Annotated in this window: 1 protein-coding gene (only partly in view); it reads left to right on the top strand. The window is 70.2% G+C overall.

Annotated features, from left to right (window positions below):
- Window positions 1–301: 301 nt before the first annotated feature.
- On the top strand, window positions 302–18,409 hold the 5' portion of the coding sequence (locus NFW05_RS17160) for a CARDB domain-containing protein (protein WP_295309802.1). 12,645 nt of this gene lie beyond the right edge of the window; 18,108 of the gene's 30,753 nt are visible here — the first part of the coding sequence; the start codon lies at window positions 302–304; its stop codon lies off the right edge, out of view.

Below are 18,409 nucleotides of genomic sequence, written 5' to 3'. Positions count from 1 at the left end.
TCGTTAAATCAGTCGCCTCGGCCACGGCCGCCGGCCGATTTGCGGGTCTCGGACTGATCGAAAACCCCCTGTGGCATCTTGACATATCGCAACATCTTGCGGAAAATTTCAGTCGATAGCATAGCAGGAAAGGTTCTTCGGCGGCGATCGGGCACGTCCCGTGTGACGAGCATCGGCGACCTCCGGTCGCCCTCTTCCGGGAGAGGGCCAGGGCACTGCCCGGTCGAGGAACCTGGAATCCGGCTCTGCGCGCTGCGCGTTCGCCGGGTCTTGTTGTGCCTTTCCGGGGAGGGAAATGGCCATGGACAGTTGCGCAGGAGGAAGCGCCGGCAAGCCGCGCCAGACGACTTTCGCCTCGTCGCCGCTGTTTCGCGCGCTGCGCCGCGTCTACGATGTCCTCGCCAACGGGCGTCGACCACCGACCAGCGATCCCCCGCCGCCCTCGGCGCCGCCGATCGCCGGTCCTCGCGAGCCGCGCTTTCCCTTCGAGCCCCTCGAGCCGCGGGTCCTGCTCTCGGCCGACCCGGTCGCGCTTTCCCCGGACGCCGATTTCCCTCTGGACTCGCCGAGCGAAGTCGTCGCTCAGTCTCTGACCCCCGATTCGACTCCCGGCGTGCTGATCGACAGACGGATCGACGCGATTGCCGCAGATCGTCCGCCGCGCGGCGTGGTCACGCAATCGATCGAGACGGAGGCTGGCGAAGCCGTCGCGATCCGGGTCCTCGAAGGACGTTTCGACGGCGATTCGCCGAACGATCTCCTCGTCGTCGGCCGTTCGGTCGACGGCAGCGCAGTCGCCGGGCTCTGGCTGGCCGACGACCGGCTCTATCGCGAGAGCGCCAAGCTGAGCCTGGGCGTCTGGCAGACCGACGCCCGCTACCTTGCCGGGGACCTCGACGCCGACGGGCAGTCCGACCTCGTCGAGGTCCGGCAGGACGAGACCGGAGCGACGCTCGTTCGTTCGTGGCTGATCGGCGACGGACGGTTCTCGCCAGGCCCTTCGATGACTCTCGGTCCCTGGGATTCGAGCGCCGAGTACCTGCTCGGCGACGTCGCCCCGATGCCGGGCGCCGAGCTTGCCCGCTGGAGCATCGGCACAGCGGATCACGCGGCGCTCGAGATCTACGCTTTCGCCGACGGTCAGCCGACTTCGGCGCGCGGTCTGCTCAGCGGCGGCGCCTGGTCGGACGCGGACCGCGTCGGTCTCACCGACGCCGACGGCGACGACTGCCTCGAGTTCGTGCGCGTGCAGCGACGCGAGATCGCCGGCCGCGACCACGAGTTGCTCGGTCTGCTCGACATCGACTCGCTGTTGCCGACCGAGAGCGTGCTCAGCGACCTCGGCGAGTGGGCGATCGGGAATTGCCTGCTCGGCGCCGATTTCGCCGGCGACGGCCAGTCCGGGCTGCTGCGTATCGTGCCCGGCACAGGCGGCAGTCAGCGGGCCGAAATGTGGCAGCCGGCGGGCGATGCGCTTTCCGGCTACCACCTCGCCGGCTGGAGCGACCTCGGCGACGCGCTGCCGGGAGCGACCTTTCAGGCGACCGACCTCGACGGGGACGGACGCGACGACCTCGCGCGAGTCGGCGAGACCGAGGGCGGTCAGACGGTGTTCGACCGCTGGCTGCTGCGCGGCGACCTCGCGTCCGGGACGCTGCACTACGAAGGCCAGCCGGTGCAGCTTCTGGAAAGCGCGCTCGCCGCTCCGACCCATCGCCTGGTCGACCACGACGGCGACGGACTCGCCGATCTGGTGGCCGTCGGAACGCGGTCGACCGGCGAAATCGGGGTGATGCTCTGGCTGAGCGACGGCGGAAGCTTCACGGCTGCCGGAGAACCCGGGCCGACCGGGGGCGGTGAGCCAGCGCGGGTGACGCAGGTTCTCGGGGGCGACTTCAACGACGACGGGCGCAGCGACCTGCTGCAGATCGTTCGCCAGGCCGATGGCCGGACCGCTGCGCGACAGCTGATCGCCAGCCCGGGGGGTACGTTCACCGACGGTGTCGTCGTCGATCTCGGGAACTGGCAGAGCGACGGCGAGTACTTCGTCGCCGACGTCGACCTCGACGGGCGGAGCGACTTCGTGGCCATCGATCGGCAGCCGGACGGCCATCGCCGGGCGACGACCTGGCTGTCGGCTGCCGTCGCCTCGCCCGTCGGACAACCCGCCGACGGCCGAGGCGACGGGGTGACGCTCGTCGCCGGGGCGCAGAGTGATCTCGGCACCGCGGCCGCCGACCGCCGTCACCTGCTCGCCGACTGCGACGGCGACGGCCAGCCCGACCTCGTCGGTTACTCGCTGGTCGCTGGCAGCCGGGCGGCGTTGACCGCCTGGCACGGCGATCGCGGGCGCTTCGCACCCTCCGCAGCCGACGTGGTTCTCGAAGCAAGCTGCGAAGACTTCACGCCGTTCGCCGCCGACCTCGACGGCGACGGGCGCAGCGAGATCCTGGTCGTCACACGCAACCCGGACTCCGATCCGGACGCCAGCCCGGGAAGCACCCGCCTGGTCGTCCTCTCCGCTCAGAGCGACGGCTCGTGGCAGGCAGTGGCGCAGCGCGATCTCGGCGCCTGGGCCGGCAATCGGCAGTTCCTTGCCAGCGACGCTGACGGCGACGCGCGAAGCGACCTGATGCAGGTCTGGAGCGACGTTGACGGCAGCCTCAAGATCACCGTCTGGCACAGCAACGACGGCGAGACGCTCGACGAGTGGACCAGCAGTGACCTCGGTCCCGATGAACCGGGGCAGCGCTTCCTGAGCGACGATTTCGACGGCGACGGGCGCAGCGATCTGCTGCAGCTTCGGCCTGACGGATCCGGTGGGACGATCGCCCAGTTCTGGCTGGCGACGCTGATCGACCAGCGAGTCCGCTACCTGCCGGCTGCCGGAACGTGGCTCGGCGGGTGGACTGCGGACACGCTCTGGGTTACCGACGATCACAACGGCGACGGGCGCGCCGACCTCGTCGCCGTCCCGCCGGGCGCCAGTGCCTCGCCCGAATGCAGCGTCTGGCTCAGCGACGGCGAACGCTTGCTGAGCCAGCGGGTCGAGGCGCGTGAGATCCGCGTGTTCCCCGCCGACCTCGACGGCGACCTGCGTGAGGACTTGATCGAAGTGCGCAGCGAGACCGACGGATCGGCCACGGTGATCGCCTGGCGATCCACCGGCGCCGCCTACACTCCGGGAAGTGCGGTCGATCTCGGCCCGGCAGACCCGGACACGACGTGGCTCGTCGGCGACGTCGACGGCGATCTGGATAGCGACCTGCTGGTCGTCGGCCGGAATTCCTACGGTGATCGCAGCGCGACGCCGTGGCTCGCCGCCTCGGGATCATTCGTCGCAGGCGACGCGACCGTACTCCCCGACGACGAGGAAGGAAGCCGGTACGCCGAAAGCCGATTCACGCTCGCCGATGTCACCGGTGACGGTCGCGCCGACCTCGTCGTCCAACAGCCTGTCGGCCGGAACTCGACCAGCACGACGGTATGGCGAGCCGACGGCAGCCGCTTCCAGCGCGTCGAGCCGAGCGAGCAGGCGAGCGGCGGGATGTGGGAGAGGACGACGCGGCTGACCGGCGACGTCGATGGCGACGGGACGAGCGACCTGATCGAAGTCTGGCCGAGCAAAGGCGGCCCGGGCGACGAAGCCGATCGTGCTGCGCTCTTGCTGCGCTTTGGCCGCACCGACGGCACGGCCTCGACTCTGACGCAGGACCTGGGCAACTGGCTCGGGGATATGCAGTTCCTTGCCGGCGACGTCGACGGCGACGGTGCGCACGACGTCCTGAGCGTCTCGGTCGATGACCAGGAGGTCGTTCGCGTCACCGTCTGGAGCGGTGGAGCGACCGGCCTCGCCGAATGCGGCACGAGCACGCTGGTCGGCGCCAGCAGCTGGGAACCATTCTTGACCGGCGACGCGAACGGCGACCGATGCAGCGACCTGCTGCAGGTCTCGCGCAGCGACGAGGGGATGATCGTCGCCCGCCTCTGGCTCGCCGAGCCCGGCGCTCAACAGATCGCCTATGAACTGGCCAGCGAGCGGATCGTCGGCCCCTGGCCCGACACCCACGGCGGGATCGAGCATCGCTTCGCCGACCACGACGGCGACGGGCGCGCCGACCTCGTCTCGACCTGGCAGGAGCCGGACGGTCGCCTGACGATCAGCGTCGCGCTTTCCGATGGCAACGGGCTGCCCGGCGAGCGCAGCCGGCGCGAGGATTCGCGCTATGTGGCGATCGACCCCTCCGGCCAGGGCACGGCCAGCTTCGTCGAAATTTGCGTTCCCGCGGGCGGCACGGCGATCGCCCGGCACTGGTCGCTGGCTGTCGATGGCGTCAGCACGGGTGGCCGCGTCGAACTCGGCGAGTGGCATGCAGCTTCGCTGGCCCTTGCCGGGGACCTCGACGCTGACGGCTCGGCCGACCTGATCGAGCTCAGGCAGAGATCCGACGGCCGGGCGATCGCCCGCGAGTGGCTGGCGCGCAGCGAGGGCCTGACCGCCGGCGCGACCAGCGAACTTGGCGACTACCCGGCGAATGCCCTGTGGACGCTGATCGACGTCGACGGAGACGGCCGGGACGAGCTCGTCGTCGCCGCGGAGGCGCCCGACGGTCTGACCCGGCTCGCTTGGTGGTCGGATGATTCCGGAGCGCTGGTCAGCGGAGGCGAACAGGTGCTCGGCGCCTTCGCGGGCAGCGTCGCTTTGACCGGCGCCGATGTCGACGCCGACGGCGATGACGACGTCGTCCTGGTCGTCGAGGACGGCACGGGAGGGCTAAGGGCGAGCAGCTGGCGGTCGTCGATCGACCCGCTCGGCGGACTTGCCTTCCAGGGTGGCGGCGATCATCCGCTTGGCGAAGCCCAGCCCGTTCAGCAGGTGGTCGCTGTCGACCTCGATCTCGACGGTCGCAGCGATCTGCTGCACGTCTGGCGCGGACCCGGCGGCGAAGCGCTCGGCGAGGTCTGGCTGGCCGTAAGTTCCGGCTACTGGTCGGCGGGAAGCGGCGCCCTCGGCCAGTGGATCGACGGCGCACGGTGGCTGGCGAGCGATGGCGCAACCGGCACCGCGCAGCTGGTTCGCGTCGTCGCCGATGACGACGGATGGCTGGCGGTCGACGGCTGGTGCTTCGACTCGGCGAGCACGCTCAACGGCATTCCGCTGCTGCCGGTACTCGCGCAGGGAATTCCGCCCGATCCGCTCGTCGACCGCCCGGCGTGGGGCCCCTATCTGACCCACGAGCCGGAGTCGCTGCACGCCGACCTGACGGTCAGCGATCTGCGCATCGCCGGCGACCCTTCCCCCGGCGAAAGCGTGCGCGTGAGCTGGAGCGTAGGCAACGAGGGCAACCAGGCGATCGCAGGCCAGTGGAGCGAGCGCGTCGAAGTGCTCAACGCGACGACCGGCGAGGTCGTCGTCGACCAGACGCTGGTCGACAGCTCGGGTGGTCTGGCTGGCGGCGGGACGATCGCGCGCTCGTTCTCGTTCGTCTGGCCGGCGGGCGAAGCCGGAGTCGGGCGTTTCCTCTGGCGCGTCGTCGCCGATTCTGACGACAGCATCCGCGAGAGCAACGCGATCGGCAGCGGCGAACGGAACAACGAGGCGCTGCGCTGGACGACGCACGGCCCCGATCTGCGCGTACGCCGCCTACACGCCTCGCCGTTGGCGATCTCGGCGGGCGATCAACTGTTCATCTCGTGGGAGGACTACAACGCCGGCCACAGCAGCGCGCTCGGCGCGTGGAGCGACCGGGTGCAGGTGGTGAACCTCGACAGCGGCGAGACGCTGCTCGATACGCTGGTCGCCGGCGATCCGTCGCAGGTCCTCGCGGCGAGTGCGAGCGTCGAGCGCCACCTCGCGTTGCAGCTTCCGGATGGTCGCCGCGGTGCGGGGCTGCTCGAGGTCCGGGTGACCGCCGACGCCGACGATGGCGATCGAGGAATGGTTCTCGAAGCCAGCGTCAACGACGACGCCGAGAGCAACAATGAGGCCATGCTCCAGGTCTTCTCGGAAGCCGGTCGCTACGCCGACCTGGCCGTGGATGCGTTCTCGGTTCCGGCGAGCGGAGTCGCCGGCGAGCCGATCACCGTCGGGTGGACGGTCAGCAACCGCGGATCGACCGGCAGCGCAGCGGGCTGGGACGACGAAGTCGTGTGGAGCGGCGACGCGCTGATCGGCAATGCCGACGACCGGATTCTCGCGAACATCGAGTACGGCGGTGCGCTGGCCGTCGGCGACAGCTACTCGCAGACGGCGAATGTCGTCCTGCCACCCGGGCAGGCCGGCCGCTTCTTCCTGGCTGTACGCAGCGACGCCGCGGGGCGCGTCGTCGAACCCGACACCCGCGCCGACAACGCCAGCGCCGCGCAGCCGATCGACGTCCGCGAGCCGACGATCGACCTCGAGGTGTCGGCCATCGTCGCTCCGCAACGAGCGCTCAGCGGCGACGAGATCGAGGTCGGCTGGCGGGTGACCAACCACGGCGAAAGCGCGACTCCGGCCGACGGGTGGATCGAGCGCATCGTGCTCTCGACTGACGAACTGCCGAGCGCCGACGACGTGATCCTGGTCGCTTCGCTGCCGCGCGCTGAAGCCCTCGATCGCGGCGACAGCGGCAACGCCCGCGCCCGCGTCACCCTGCCCCGCGATCTTGCCGGGAGCTTTCGCATCGTGGTCATCGCCAACCCCGGCGGCAATCTCGACGAAGCGGGGCGGACGAGCAACAACAGCAGCGCGAGCGCGCCGCTGCAGATCGACCTCTCGCCGGTCGCCGACCTCGTCGCCAGCGAGCTCAACGGCCCGGCGATCGTGCGCCCCGGGCAGACCGCGACGCTGACCTACACACTGGTCAACGCCGGCGGCGCGACGACCGCCGCGGCCTGGCTCGACCGGCTGCTCATCGACCTTGGCCCGCAGCTCGCACTGCTGCGCCTGGCCACGGTCTTCAACAGCGATCCACTGGCCCCCGGCGAACGGCTCACCCGCAGCGTCGACGTCGTCGTCCCGAGTGGCCTGGCCGACGGAGACTACCGCTGGCTGGTCGAAGTCGATGGCGACGACAGCATCGACGAACGTGCCGGCGAGGGCGACAACCGCGCCAGCGCGCCGCTGTTGATCGAGCGCCCCGACCTCGCCGTCGGCTCGGTCAGCTTTCCGGCTGCAGCGAGTTCAGGCGACTCGCTGCATGTCGACTGGCTCGTCGAGAACCACGGCGGCGACGCTCCCGGAGACTGGGTCGACAGCGTCTGGCTGGTCGCCGGAGGCACGCGCCAGCGGCTCGCCGAAGTCGCGCATACGCGCGGCCTGCTCGCTGGCCAGAGCTACCTCGCCAGCGCCGAAGTCCAGCTTCCGCTCGACTGCTCGGGGCCGTACGAGTTGCTGGTGGTCAGCGATTCGGGCGAGCAGGTCGACGATCGCAAGCGCGCCAACAACCAGCGAGCTGACCCGATCGACGTCGAGCTCGCCCCCTACGCCGATCTGGTCGCCGGACCGGTCGTCGCGCCGGCGAGGATCATCGGCGATCCGGCGCGGTTGCCGCTGAGCTGGACGGTCGGCAACCAGGGCAGCGGAACGGGGCGGAGCCACGCATGGACCGAGCAGATCGTGCTCTCGAGCGACGCGCTGCTCGGCAACGACGACGACCGGATCGCCGGCAGCTATCGCTACGACACCTTGCCGGAAGTCGGCGAATCGGTCACGCACAGCGCCGAGATCGTTCTGCCGCCGGGCACTTCGGCGCGCTACGAGGTCTTCGTCGTCGTCGACGCGCTCGCCGAAGTCTTCGAATACACCGGCGAGAGCAACAACGTCGGCCGCTCGCCGCAGGCGCTGGAGGTGATGCCGATCCCCTTCGCCGACCTGCGGGTCGACGAAGTCCAGGTGCCGGACTCCGGGGCGAGCGGCCAGCCGCTGCGCGTCGACTGGCAGGTCAGCAACTGCGGCATCGGGATCACCGACCGCAGCGACTGGGTCGACCAGCTGTGGCTGAGTCGCAACCCGGACGGCAGCGACGTCGTCGCCCGGTTCACCGTCAGCCCGCACGTTGGCCAGATCGCCGCGGGGGCCTCGTACCGCAGGAGCGTCGATCTGATCCTCCCCGATGGGATCGCCGGCGACTTCTACCTCAACGTGCGGACCGGCGGGCCTTACGAGTTCATTCACGACGACGACAATACCGCGACCTCGTCGGTGATCGCGGTGGCGCTTTCCGAATCGGCGGACCTCGTCGTCGAGAGCGTCGCTCTGCCGTCGAGCGCCGACGAAGGGTCGCTGATCGACGTCTCGTGGACCGTGCTCAACCAGGCCGCCGTCGCAGCCAGCGGCGGGTGGACCGACTCGCTCTGGCTCGTGCCGGCTGGCGGAGCCGGACAGTCGATCGCGCTCGGCAGCTTTGCCACCGTCGGGGGGCTTGGCGCGGGCCTGCGCAGCACGCGAACCGAGCAGATCCGCTTGCCGCAGCGGGTCGAAGGTGCCTACCGGCTCAGGGTGCTGACCAACAGCCCCGACGCGAGCTCGGGACGCAGCGTCTATGAGTCCGCCGTGGCGCGTGCGAATGACGCTTTCGATTCGGCCGATCTGCTGCACATCGCGGCCGCCGGGCGGCCCGATCTGCGCGTGACGCGGGTCGGCGTCCCCGAGCGGATCGCTGCCGGCGCGACCGCGCCGGTCAGCTACACGATCACCAATCTCGGCACGACGGCGACCAACGGCGCCTGGACGGAACGGCTCTACCTCTCGCTCGACGCGACGCTGAGCAGCGACGATCGCCTGATCGCGGAGTTCCCCTGCGCCGGTGCTCTGGCCCCCGGAGAGTCATCGACGCAGGGCGAAGCGATTGTCGACGTCCCGCTCGAACTGCGGGGAAACGCCTACGTGATCGTCGTCGCCGACGCCGGCCGAAGCATCGACGAGTACCCCAACGAAGCCAACAACGTCCTCGCTGCGCCGTTGGCGATCGACGCCGCGGCATTTGCCGACCTGGTGACCACTGAACTCGGCGCGCCCGACGAGTCGGTGCACGGAGCGACGATCGAAGTGCGCTGGCGGGTCGCCAACCGCGGCGCCGCGGCGACCCGCGGCCAGGACAGCACGGCGGCCAACTGGACCGACAGCATCTGGCTGGCCCGCGACCGGCGGCGCCCGGGAGCCGCCAAGGGCGACATCCTGCTGACCACCGTCAGCCACAGCGGCGTGCTCGACCCGGGCGGGGACTACCTCGCCACCGCCCGGGTGCGGATTCCCGACGACGTCGCCAGCGGCCAGTACTACCTGACCGTCTGGAGCGACAGCTACGATGTCGTCGTCGAGGATACGCTGGCCACCGAGATCAACCCCGACGACGCCCAGCAGATCGACAACAACAACTACCGTGCCCGGCCGATCGGCATCCTCGGCCCGGCCCCGGCGGACCTCGCCGTCCAGTCGCTCGATGCACAGCCGGCGGCGAGTGCCGGAGGAAGCTTCGCTTACCGCTACACGGTGGTCAACTGCGGCGAACGCGTCAGCGGCGAATGGGTCGACTCGGTCTACCTCAGCGACAGCCCAACGCTCGAGGACGCGCGTGAGCTCTGGCATCTCGCCGATCATCGGCAGACTCGCGCGCTCGACAACGGGGCAAGCTATTCGGTCGACCAGACGGTGACCCTCGCGCCGTCGGTCCGCGGGAGCTACATCGTCGTGCGCAGCGATCTGCTGAATCAGGTCGCCGAGTCCGACGAGCGGAACAACCGCCAGTCTGCTCCGGTTGTGCTGAGCACGACGGCAGCCGACCTGCGGGTCACCGATCTGCGCAGCGGATCGGCTGCCCTCTCGGGAGAGGAGACGACGGTTTCCTGGACAGTCGGCAACTTCGGCGACGCGGTCTGGCCGGCGACCCGGAGCTGGGTCGACTCGCTCTATCTGAGCCGCGACCCGGTGCTGATCCCGGCGCGCGCGATCCATCTCGGCGACTTCGTACACCTCAACGGCAGCGGCCTGCCGGCCGCTGCGAGTTACACCGGCACGGCGACGATCCGTCTACCCGAAGGTGCCGAAGGCGACTACTTCATCCACGTCATCGCCGACGCCGAGAGCGACCTCGCCGGCTTCTCGCAGCCGCGGGCGCGAGTCGAGCTCACTTCGGGTGGAGACAATGCCGGCGCTGCCGGCGACTACTACCGCGCTTCGGTCTGGGAAGCGGCGCGCAACGACAACAACATCGGCAGCGTGCCCCTCGCGATCAGCTACCGCGAGCCCGATCTGCAGATCGACTCGCTGGTCGTCGACACGCCGCTCGTCCAGGCCGGTGCTCCGCTGAACGTCGCGTGGACGGTCACCAACCGTGGCGACCGCGCGACGCGGACCAGCCAGTGGTTCGACGGCCTCTATCTCTCGCGCGACACTTCGCTCGACCAGGGCGACTACCCGCTGCTAAACCGTGGCGGGTCGGCGGGAGCCGCACTCGGCGTGTACAGCGTCGCACTCTCGGGCAGCGACGGTCCCCGCTTCCTGCAGCCCGGCGAATCGTACACGGCGACCGCGACCGTCGACCTGCCGGATGCGATCAGCGGCGACTTCACGCTGATCCTGTGTACCGACACCGCGCTCGGCCGGAATCCGCGGCTCGCCGGCACGATCCGCAGCGAGCTCCCCGGATTGTCGACGCTCGGCAACGCAGCCGGCCGGGTCCTCGAGTTTGGCGGCGAAGGCGACAATCAGGCGACGACTGCGCTGCACGTCGTGCCGAACACCCCCGCCGACCTGCAGGTTGCCGAAGTCGAGGCGCCAGCAGAGGTGCTCTCCGGCCAGCGCTTCGCGGTCGAATGGCGCGTCGTCAACGCCGGCGGCGAGCTCCCGGCGGGCCAGAGCAGCTGGAACGACCTGGTCTACCTGTCGCGCGACCGCTTCCTCGATCTTCGACAGGACAGCTGTCTCGGCTTTCTCGAACATCGCGGTGGCTTGGCCATCGGCGCGAGCTACGATGCGCGGCTCGAGGTCGCGATACCGCCCGATCTCTCCGGGGCGTACGTCGTCTTCGTGGTCGCCGATCCAGCTGGAGTCTGGGGAAGCGGTCCGGCGGGCCATGTGCGCGAGGTCGGTCACGAAGACAACAATGCCCGCGCCGCGCTCGCGCCGACTCTCGTGACGATTCCTCCGCCAGCCGACCTGCTCGCCGACGACACGCTCGTTCCCGCTTCGGGCGAAGTCGGCGAAGCCATCGCGGTCCGCTTCGTGATCCACAACGACTCGGCGAACGCGGCGCGTGGCCGGTGGACCGACGCCGTCTATCTTTCTCGCGATAACCTGTGGGATGCCGGTGACGTGCTGCTCGGCAGGGTTGCGCATGCCGGTGACCTGGCCGGCGGCGAGAGCTACGAGGCGACGCTGACCGCGCGTCTGCCGGCGCTCGCCGAAGGAGACTGGCGGCTGATCGTCCGGCCCGACCTGTACGACGAGGTCTTCGAGGGCGGAGCCACGCGCGACGCCAGCGGCCTTCGGCTTTCTCCCGGTGAGGCGAACAACCGCAGCGCGTCGGCTTCGACGGTTCGCGTCAGCGTTCCGGAACTGCGCGTCGGCGATCCGCTGGCCACCACGCTCGGCTCCGGCGAAGAGCGGCTCTATCGGATCGCCGTCGCCGGCGGTGAGACGCTGCGCGTGCGTCTCGATGCAGCCGCGCCCGGCGCAAGTCACGAGATTGCGCTGCGCTACGGCGCACCACCGTCGGCCGAACTCTTCGACGCCTCCTCCTCGGGCACACTCTCCGCCAGCGAGCAGGCGATCGTCGCCAGCACACGGGCCGGTGACTACTACCTGCTCGTACGCTGCACCCAGGGTTCGGTCGACTCGCCGATCGAACTGCGCGCCGACCTCCTCCCGCTGTCGATCACCCGGATCAGCCCGGACCGGGGAGGCTGCGGCGACGAGACCAAGCGCTGGCTGACCGTCGACATCGAGGGCTCGCACTTCGCGCCGGGCGCGCTCGTCCGACTATCCCGGCCGGGAGTCTTCGAATGCGAACCCGAGCGCTGGCAGGTGCTCGACGCGACGCACATCCGGGCGATCTTCGACACCGGCCGGATGCCGATCGGGCTCTACGATTTGACCGTCGTCAACCCCGACGGACAGCAGGTTTGCGAAGCCAATCGCTTCCTCGTCGAGCGCGCCAGCGGCGCCGGGATGAGCATCGGCATCAGCGGCCCGCGCAGCCTCGACCCGGGCGCAGGTGCCGCGTACGGGGTGACGCTGCACAACCTGGCGAACGTCGATGAGCCGTACGTCCGCTTCGCTTTCGGCGCTCCCGAGATGGGCTACAGCGCCGACCTCCTCGAAGGCCTCGCACTGCCCTACCTGGTCTTCGGCGGACCGTCGGGCGGCGCGCCGGGTGGCCGGACGTTCGACGCGGCCGGGAACACGCTGACCTGGGGAGCGACCCCGACCGATCATGGCGGGCGCAGCGACATTCCGTGGGCCCGACTCGACTCGGTCCTCAACTCCGCCGGCGCCAACCTCGCGCCGGGCTACGCTTTCGACGTCCCGGCGAGCGGCTACGCCGGGACGAGCTTCACGCTGCAGACCTATCCGGGCCTCGCCGAATGGCTGTCGAGGGATTTCGACGGCCTGCGCGAGCGGCTTTACGCGCTGCATCCCGAGTGGCAGGCGGCCGGGTTGCTCGATCACGGCGTGACCGACCTCGATCGTCTCGGCGAAAACCTCGACCAGAGGTTCCTCGATCCCGAGCACCGTCTGACCCCGCTCGAGGCGCTGGCGATGCCCTTCCGCTTCGACGTCGCCGGAGCGGTCACCGCGCTGACCCGTGAAGAGTTCGTCGCCGAGCAGCGGAAGCACGCGCTGCGTCTGCGCGCGGCGATCCTCGACGACCAGACGGCGCCCGCCGCACTCGCCGTGCTGGCCGCCGATGCGCAGCAGTGGCAGGCCGGCTGGCTGGCTGCGCTCGAAGCGGGCGGGATGCTGCGCCCGGCCGGCGAAGCGCCACCGGTGCGCGAGAGCGCGGCGGTGCTGAGCCTCAACGCGACGCTGGCCAGCGGCATCCTGCTCGCTCGCGCGGGCGAGGCGTTCCGCACGCAGGGCGATCTGGTCGACTTCTTTTCGCGCGTGCAGTCGTGGTACGGCGACACCGCGCGCTACGCCGGCGACGAAGCAGCGGCCGGCGCGCCCATCGATTACCACGAGACGCGCCAGAGTTCCGAAGGTGTCGTCGAAGTGCCGGTGCCGCTGCCGATCAGCCCGGGGAGCCTCGATCCCTCGGGCAGTTCGGGGACCCGGCTGGTCGACGTCAACGTCTTCGTCGGCGGCCTTTCCGAACTCGAGTATCTGCGGCACGTCGGCGTCCTCGATGACCAGTTTCGACCGCGTGCCGGGCAGGCGCTCGACCTCGCCCGCCATCTCGGAGCGAGCGCCGATTCGGGCGGGCCGGTCCGCGTCATCGCTCCCGCTGCGCTGCGCGGCGAAGACGGCCTGAGTTACGTTCCCGCGGCGATCGCGCTGCCCTGGAGAATCGCCTTCGCCAATCCGGGAAGCAGCCCGGCTGGCCAGCTGCGCGTCGTCACTCGCTTCGATGAAAATTTCGACTTGCCGTCGTTCCGTCTCGGCGACCTCCGCGTCGGCGACATCGACCTCCACCTCCCGGAAAACCGGACGAGTTTCCACGGAGACTTCGATTTCACGGCCAGCCGTGGCTTCATCCTGCGCGTCAGCGCCGGAATCGACGCCGGCGAGCGTGTCGCGACCTGGCTGTTCCAGGCGATCGACCCCGACACCGGCGAGGTCGTGCACGACCGGACCCGAGGTTTGCTCGTCCCTGAAGCTGCAGAGCAGCCAGAAGGCCGTTCCGCTGACGACCTCGTCCTGGCGCGGGGCAGCGGCCGCGGCTTCGTCAGCTACACGATCGAGGCTGCCGGCGGCCCTGGTCCAGCGAGCGAACTGGCCAGCTCGGCGCGGCTGATCATCGACGGAGCACCACCGATGGCCAGCGAATCGGCGTCGGTTCGCCTCGACGACACGGCACCGCAGACCCGGCTCGGCGTCGACGCGTCGCCGCCGGCGGCGGCCGCTGACCAGGCGCCGACCTATGCGCTGCGCTGGACGGCGACCGACGACCTCTCCGGCGTCGAGTCGGTCACTCTCTACGTCGCCGAGGATGGCGGCGACGTCCACATCTGGAGGCGGGAGCCGGCACCGGGTGCCGGACAGGCGGTGTTCATCGGCGAGCCCGGGCGACGCTACGAATTCTTCGCCGTCGCCACCGACCGGGTGGGCAACCGAGAGATCACGCCTGCCGGGACGGCACCGGTTCCCGACGACGGCAGCCGGCAGCGGATTCTCGACGACCTCGGTGGTGCCGGTGTCGTCAACCAGACCCCGGTCACTCCGCTGGCACCGGCCGACCGCGAATATCCGCCGAGCGCAGTCTTCGCCGAGGCGCTGCGCGGGCTGCCGGGTACGCTGATCAACAACCGCAGCAGCGATCTGACTGCGGTCGCCGCTCCCTTTGCACTGCGCGGCTTTGCTGGCGGCTTCACGGCGAGTGCCAGCGAGATCGGCGTCCAGGCACTCGTAGAGTTGCCCGACGGAAGCATCCTGGCCAGCTCCGGGGCACAACGCAACGAGGTTCATCGCTTCACCCGCGACGGCCTTCCAGCCAGCGTGCATGGCGCTTCACCGCTGTTCGTGCTCGACGCACCGGTGCTCGACATGGCCGTCGATGGCCTGGGCCGCCTCTGGGTGATCAGCGGAGCCGAGCTGCTCGAGATCGACGCCGAAGCCGGCGCGATCGTCGGGCGCGTACAGGCGCCGGGTGGACATCCGCTGACTCACGCGCTGGCCGTCGACCCGCGCACCGGCGAGATCTACGTTTCGTCGGGTGACGGCATCGAGGTTTTCGATCCTGCCGAAGAGCAGCCGGCACGCGCCTGGCGCCACTTCAGCAACCAGCGCGTCGTCGACCTCGCCTTCGCTGCCGACGGTCGGCTCTGGGCTGTGCCGTGGACGGCCGGGCGAATCCTCGCCGCCGATCCCGAGGCGATCACCGAAATCGTCAGCTTCCCGCTGACCGGGCGCCTGGCCGGCCGTGCCGAACTCGAGTATCGCCTGCCCGGAGTCGTCGACAGCATCGCCTTCGGTGCTGCCGGCACCCCGCTCGCCGGCTTGTTGCTGGCCAGCAGCCAGCCCGCCCAGCACCCGGTCCATCCGGCGGACGGTGAACCGGTGCATCAGGGCCGCGTGTGGATGATCGAACTGGCCAGCCGGCGGATCCTGCCGCTGGCCGGCGGCGGTACGCGCAGCGAGGCGATCGTCGCCACCGGCGACGGGCGCCTCCTCGTCGGCCAGACCCGGCACATCGACGAGATCGCCCTGGCCCGAGCGCCGCGAGTTCAGGCACTGACCGTCGCCGACGGCGCATTCGTGCCGCTGCCGCTCAACGAAATCGGCGTCGTCTTCGACCAGCCGATGCGCACTGGGGTACCCGGCGATCGCGGCAGCGTCATCGACCCTGAGCACTTCAGCCTCGTCCGGCTCGACGCGAGTCCGCCGGCCGACCCGCGAATTCGCCCGGTCGCGGTACGCTGGGACGAAGAAACCAACACCGCCTGGCTCGACTTCGCGGGGCTCGGAGTCGGTGACTACCGGATCGAGATCGACGCGCAGCTGGAAAGCGCCAGCGAAATGCGACTGGCGAGCGCCTTCGTCTCATCCTTCACTGCGCTCGAGGACTTCAGCAACCGGGTGCGCATCGACTTCGCGCGCACCCGCGCCGACCGCGCGCACGGCGAGATCAGCTACGAACTGGGCGTGACGAACGTCGGCGACGAGGCGATCGGTGGCCCGCTGCTCCTTCTGCTCGATCCCGGCCGCTACTCCGGAGGACTTGTCGCAGGCGCCGCCGAGGGCGCCGGCGAACACGCCGGCCTGTGGACGATCGACCTCGGACCGGCCCTGCAGGCACTCGGTGGCCGGATCGCTCCGGGCGAGACGATCGCCGGCCCGACGATCACGATCGCGCCGCTCGAAGCGCCAACGCTGCATGCATCGGTAGCCGACCTGGTCGGTTTCGACCCCGGCCACCGCGTCTACGCGGCTCCGCCGGCAAATCGGGCGCCGGCGCTAACGGCTGCACTCGGCGACGACGGGTCCGCACACGCGCGGGTCGGCGAGTCCTGGCATGGCGAGATCGAGGCCGTCGACCCGGACGGCAGCCGTATCTACTGGCAGCTGCTCGAAGCGCCAGCGGGAATGACGCTGACGCCGATCACGTCCGATGCCGGCCTCGCCGGCCACCATGTGCTCGCCGCGCTCGACTGGACACCGGAGGGAAGCGACGCGGCGAGCAGCCCGGTGCTGATCCGCGTCGAGGACAGCCGCGGGGCCTTCGCCCTGTACCGGTTCACGATCGCCGTCGACGGAGGCAACCACCCACCGGTCGTCGAAATGCCACGGTGGCCGACGATCGCCGAGGGCGAGACGCTGATCCTGCCGATCAGCGCAAGCGATGCGGATGGCGAACCGGTGACCGTCGCGTTCTCAGGGCTGCCACCCGGCGCTGTCTTCGACGCGTCGGCGAGCCGGCTGATCTGGACGCCAGGATACGATCAGGCTGGGCTCTGGGAAGGGATCGAGATCGTCGCCAGCGACGGCACGGCGAGCACCCGCGAGAGCCTGTCGATCACCGTCGAGGAGTCGGTGCCGGCGCCGCAGATCCTGCCGATCCGGCCGCAGGCGCTGCGCGAAGGCGAGCCCTTCCGGCTGCGGGTCAGCGGCCGGGTCGCTGGCACGACGGCCGGAATCGGCGACGTCGACGCCCCCGTGCTCGAATACGGCGCGCGCTGGCTGCCTGCCGGCGCGACGCTCGACCCGACGACCGGCTGGCTGAGCTGGACGCCGGGCTACGCGCAGCACGGCCAGCAGGTCGTTCCGCTGCTCCTGACCGCGCGCTGGACGGCGGCTGACGGCTCGGTCAGCGAAAGCGCCAGCGAACGCGACCTGGTCCTCGAGGTCGCCGACGCCGACGCGGCACCGGTTTTTCCGCCGGCCGCGATGTGGACGGTCTACGAAGGTCAGCCGCTGCGGGTCAGCGTCTTCGCGGTCGACCCGGACCACCCCGATCTGACGCCGCCGGTCCGCTGGTGCAGGGGCGCCGCGGCGGTCGGCCTCGGAGAGACGAGCGCGGCGATCCGCTACGAGGTCAACGGCCTGCCGCCTGGCGCAATCTTCGACGCCGAGACCTTCGAGATCGTCTGGACACCGGCTTACGACCAGGCCGGCAATTACCTGATCGAGGTCATGGCGACCGACAGCGGCGACGCGAGCGGCCAGCCGATGACCAGTCACCTCAGCCTGCCGGTCAGCGTCATCGACAGCAACCGGCCACCGGTCCTCGAAGCGATCGGACACACCGTCGTCGGCCGGGGCGAGGTCGTCGACATTCCGGTCGTCGTGCGTGACCCCGACTCGGCCGCGAACGCTTCTCCGCTCCGCCTCGAATTCGCCGAATTGCCGCGCTTCGTCAGCCTCGTTGCCGCTCCGGACGATGCACCCGGGATGGCCTCGACGATCCTTCGCGTCGCTCCCGGAAACGGCGACCGCGGTGACTACCTGATCCGTGTGACGGCGACCGACGGCGGAAACGGCGATCCGGCTGCAGCACTCTCGACAGGCGCAAGCTTCATCGTCAGCGTGCGCAGCACGACCGAAATCCCGCTGATCCGCGCGGCCAGCGAGGTCGTCGGGGTCGTTGGCGAGCCGCTCGTCGTCGCCCTCGAGGCCAGCGACCTGGACCAGGATCCGCTGACCTGGAGTGCTTCCGGCCTGCCCCCCGGCGCGACGCTGAGCGCCGGCGCGCGCTACGGCCAGGCAACCCTCGAGTGGCTGCCTTCGGCCAGCGATCTCGGCAGCCACGAGATCGAGCTGCAGGTCACCGACAGCGGCTTGCCACCCGAGGGCGACCCACTGCCGGCCACCCCGGTCGCCAACACCAGCGCTCACCGTCTGCGCGTCACCGTCCGGACGTCGAACAGCGCACCCGAGCTGATCGGCGTGCAGAGAAACGGACAGACCGTTGCCGACGCAGGCGACGCGCTGCGCATTGCCGGAAGCGAAGGCGAGCCGCTGACCCTCGACCTTTTCGCCAGCGACGCCGATGCGGACCGCGTCTACTGGCAATGGGAGGGGCTGCCGCGCGGCATGTCGGTGCAGGCTTCGACCGGGAACCGGCTGACGCTGCACTGGACTCCCGATCACTTCGCCGCGCAGGACGGCTCTCCAGGGGCCGGCGATCCGGGAACCTGGCGCTTCACGATCCACGGCAGCGACGGCCATGCGCAGTTCGTGCGCCCGGTCGAGCTGATCATCGGCGACACGAACCAGGCCCCGGCGATCGTGCCGCTGCCACTGCAACTCGTCCGCGAGGGCGAGACGCTC

Origin of the sequence: Accumulibacter sp. (assembly GCF_023806625.1) — a bacterium.
GTDB lineage: Bacteria > Pseudomonadota > Gammaproteobacteria > Burkholderiales > Rhodocyclaceae > Accumulibacter.
Note: the sequence above shows the minus strand (reverse complement) of the source record. Positions and strands in the feature narration are given on the sequence as shown.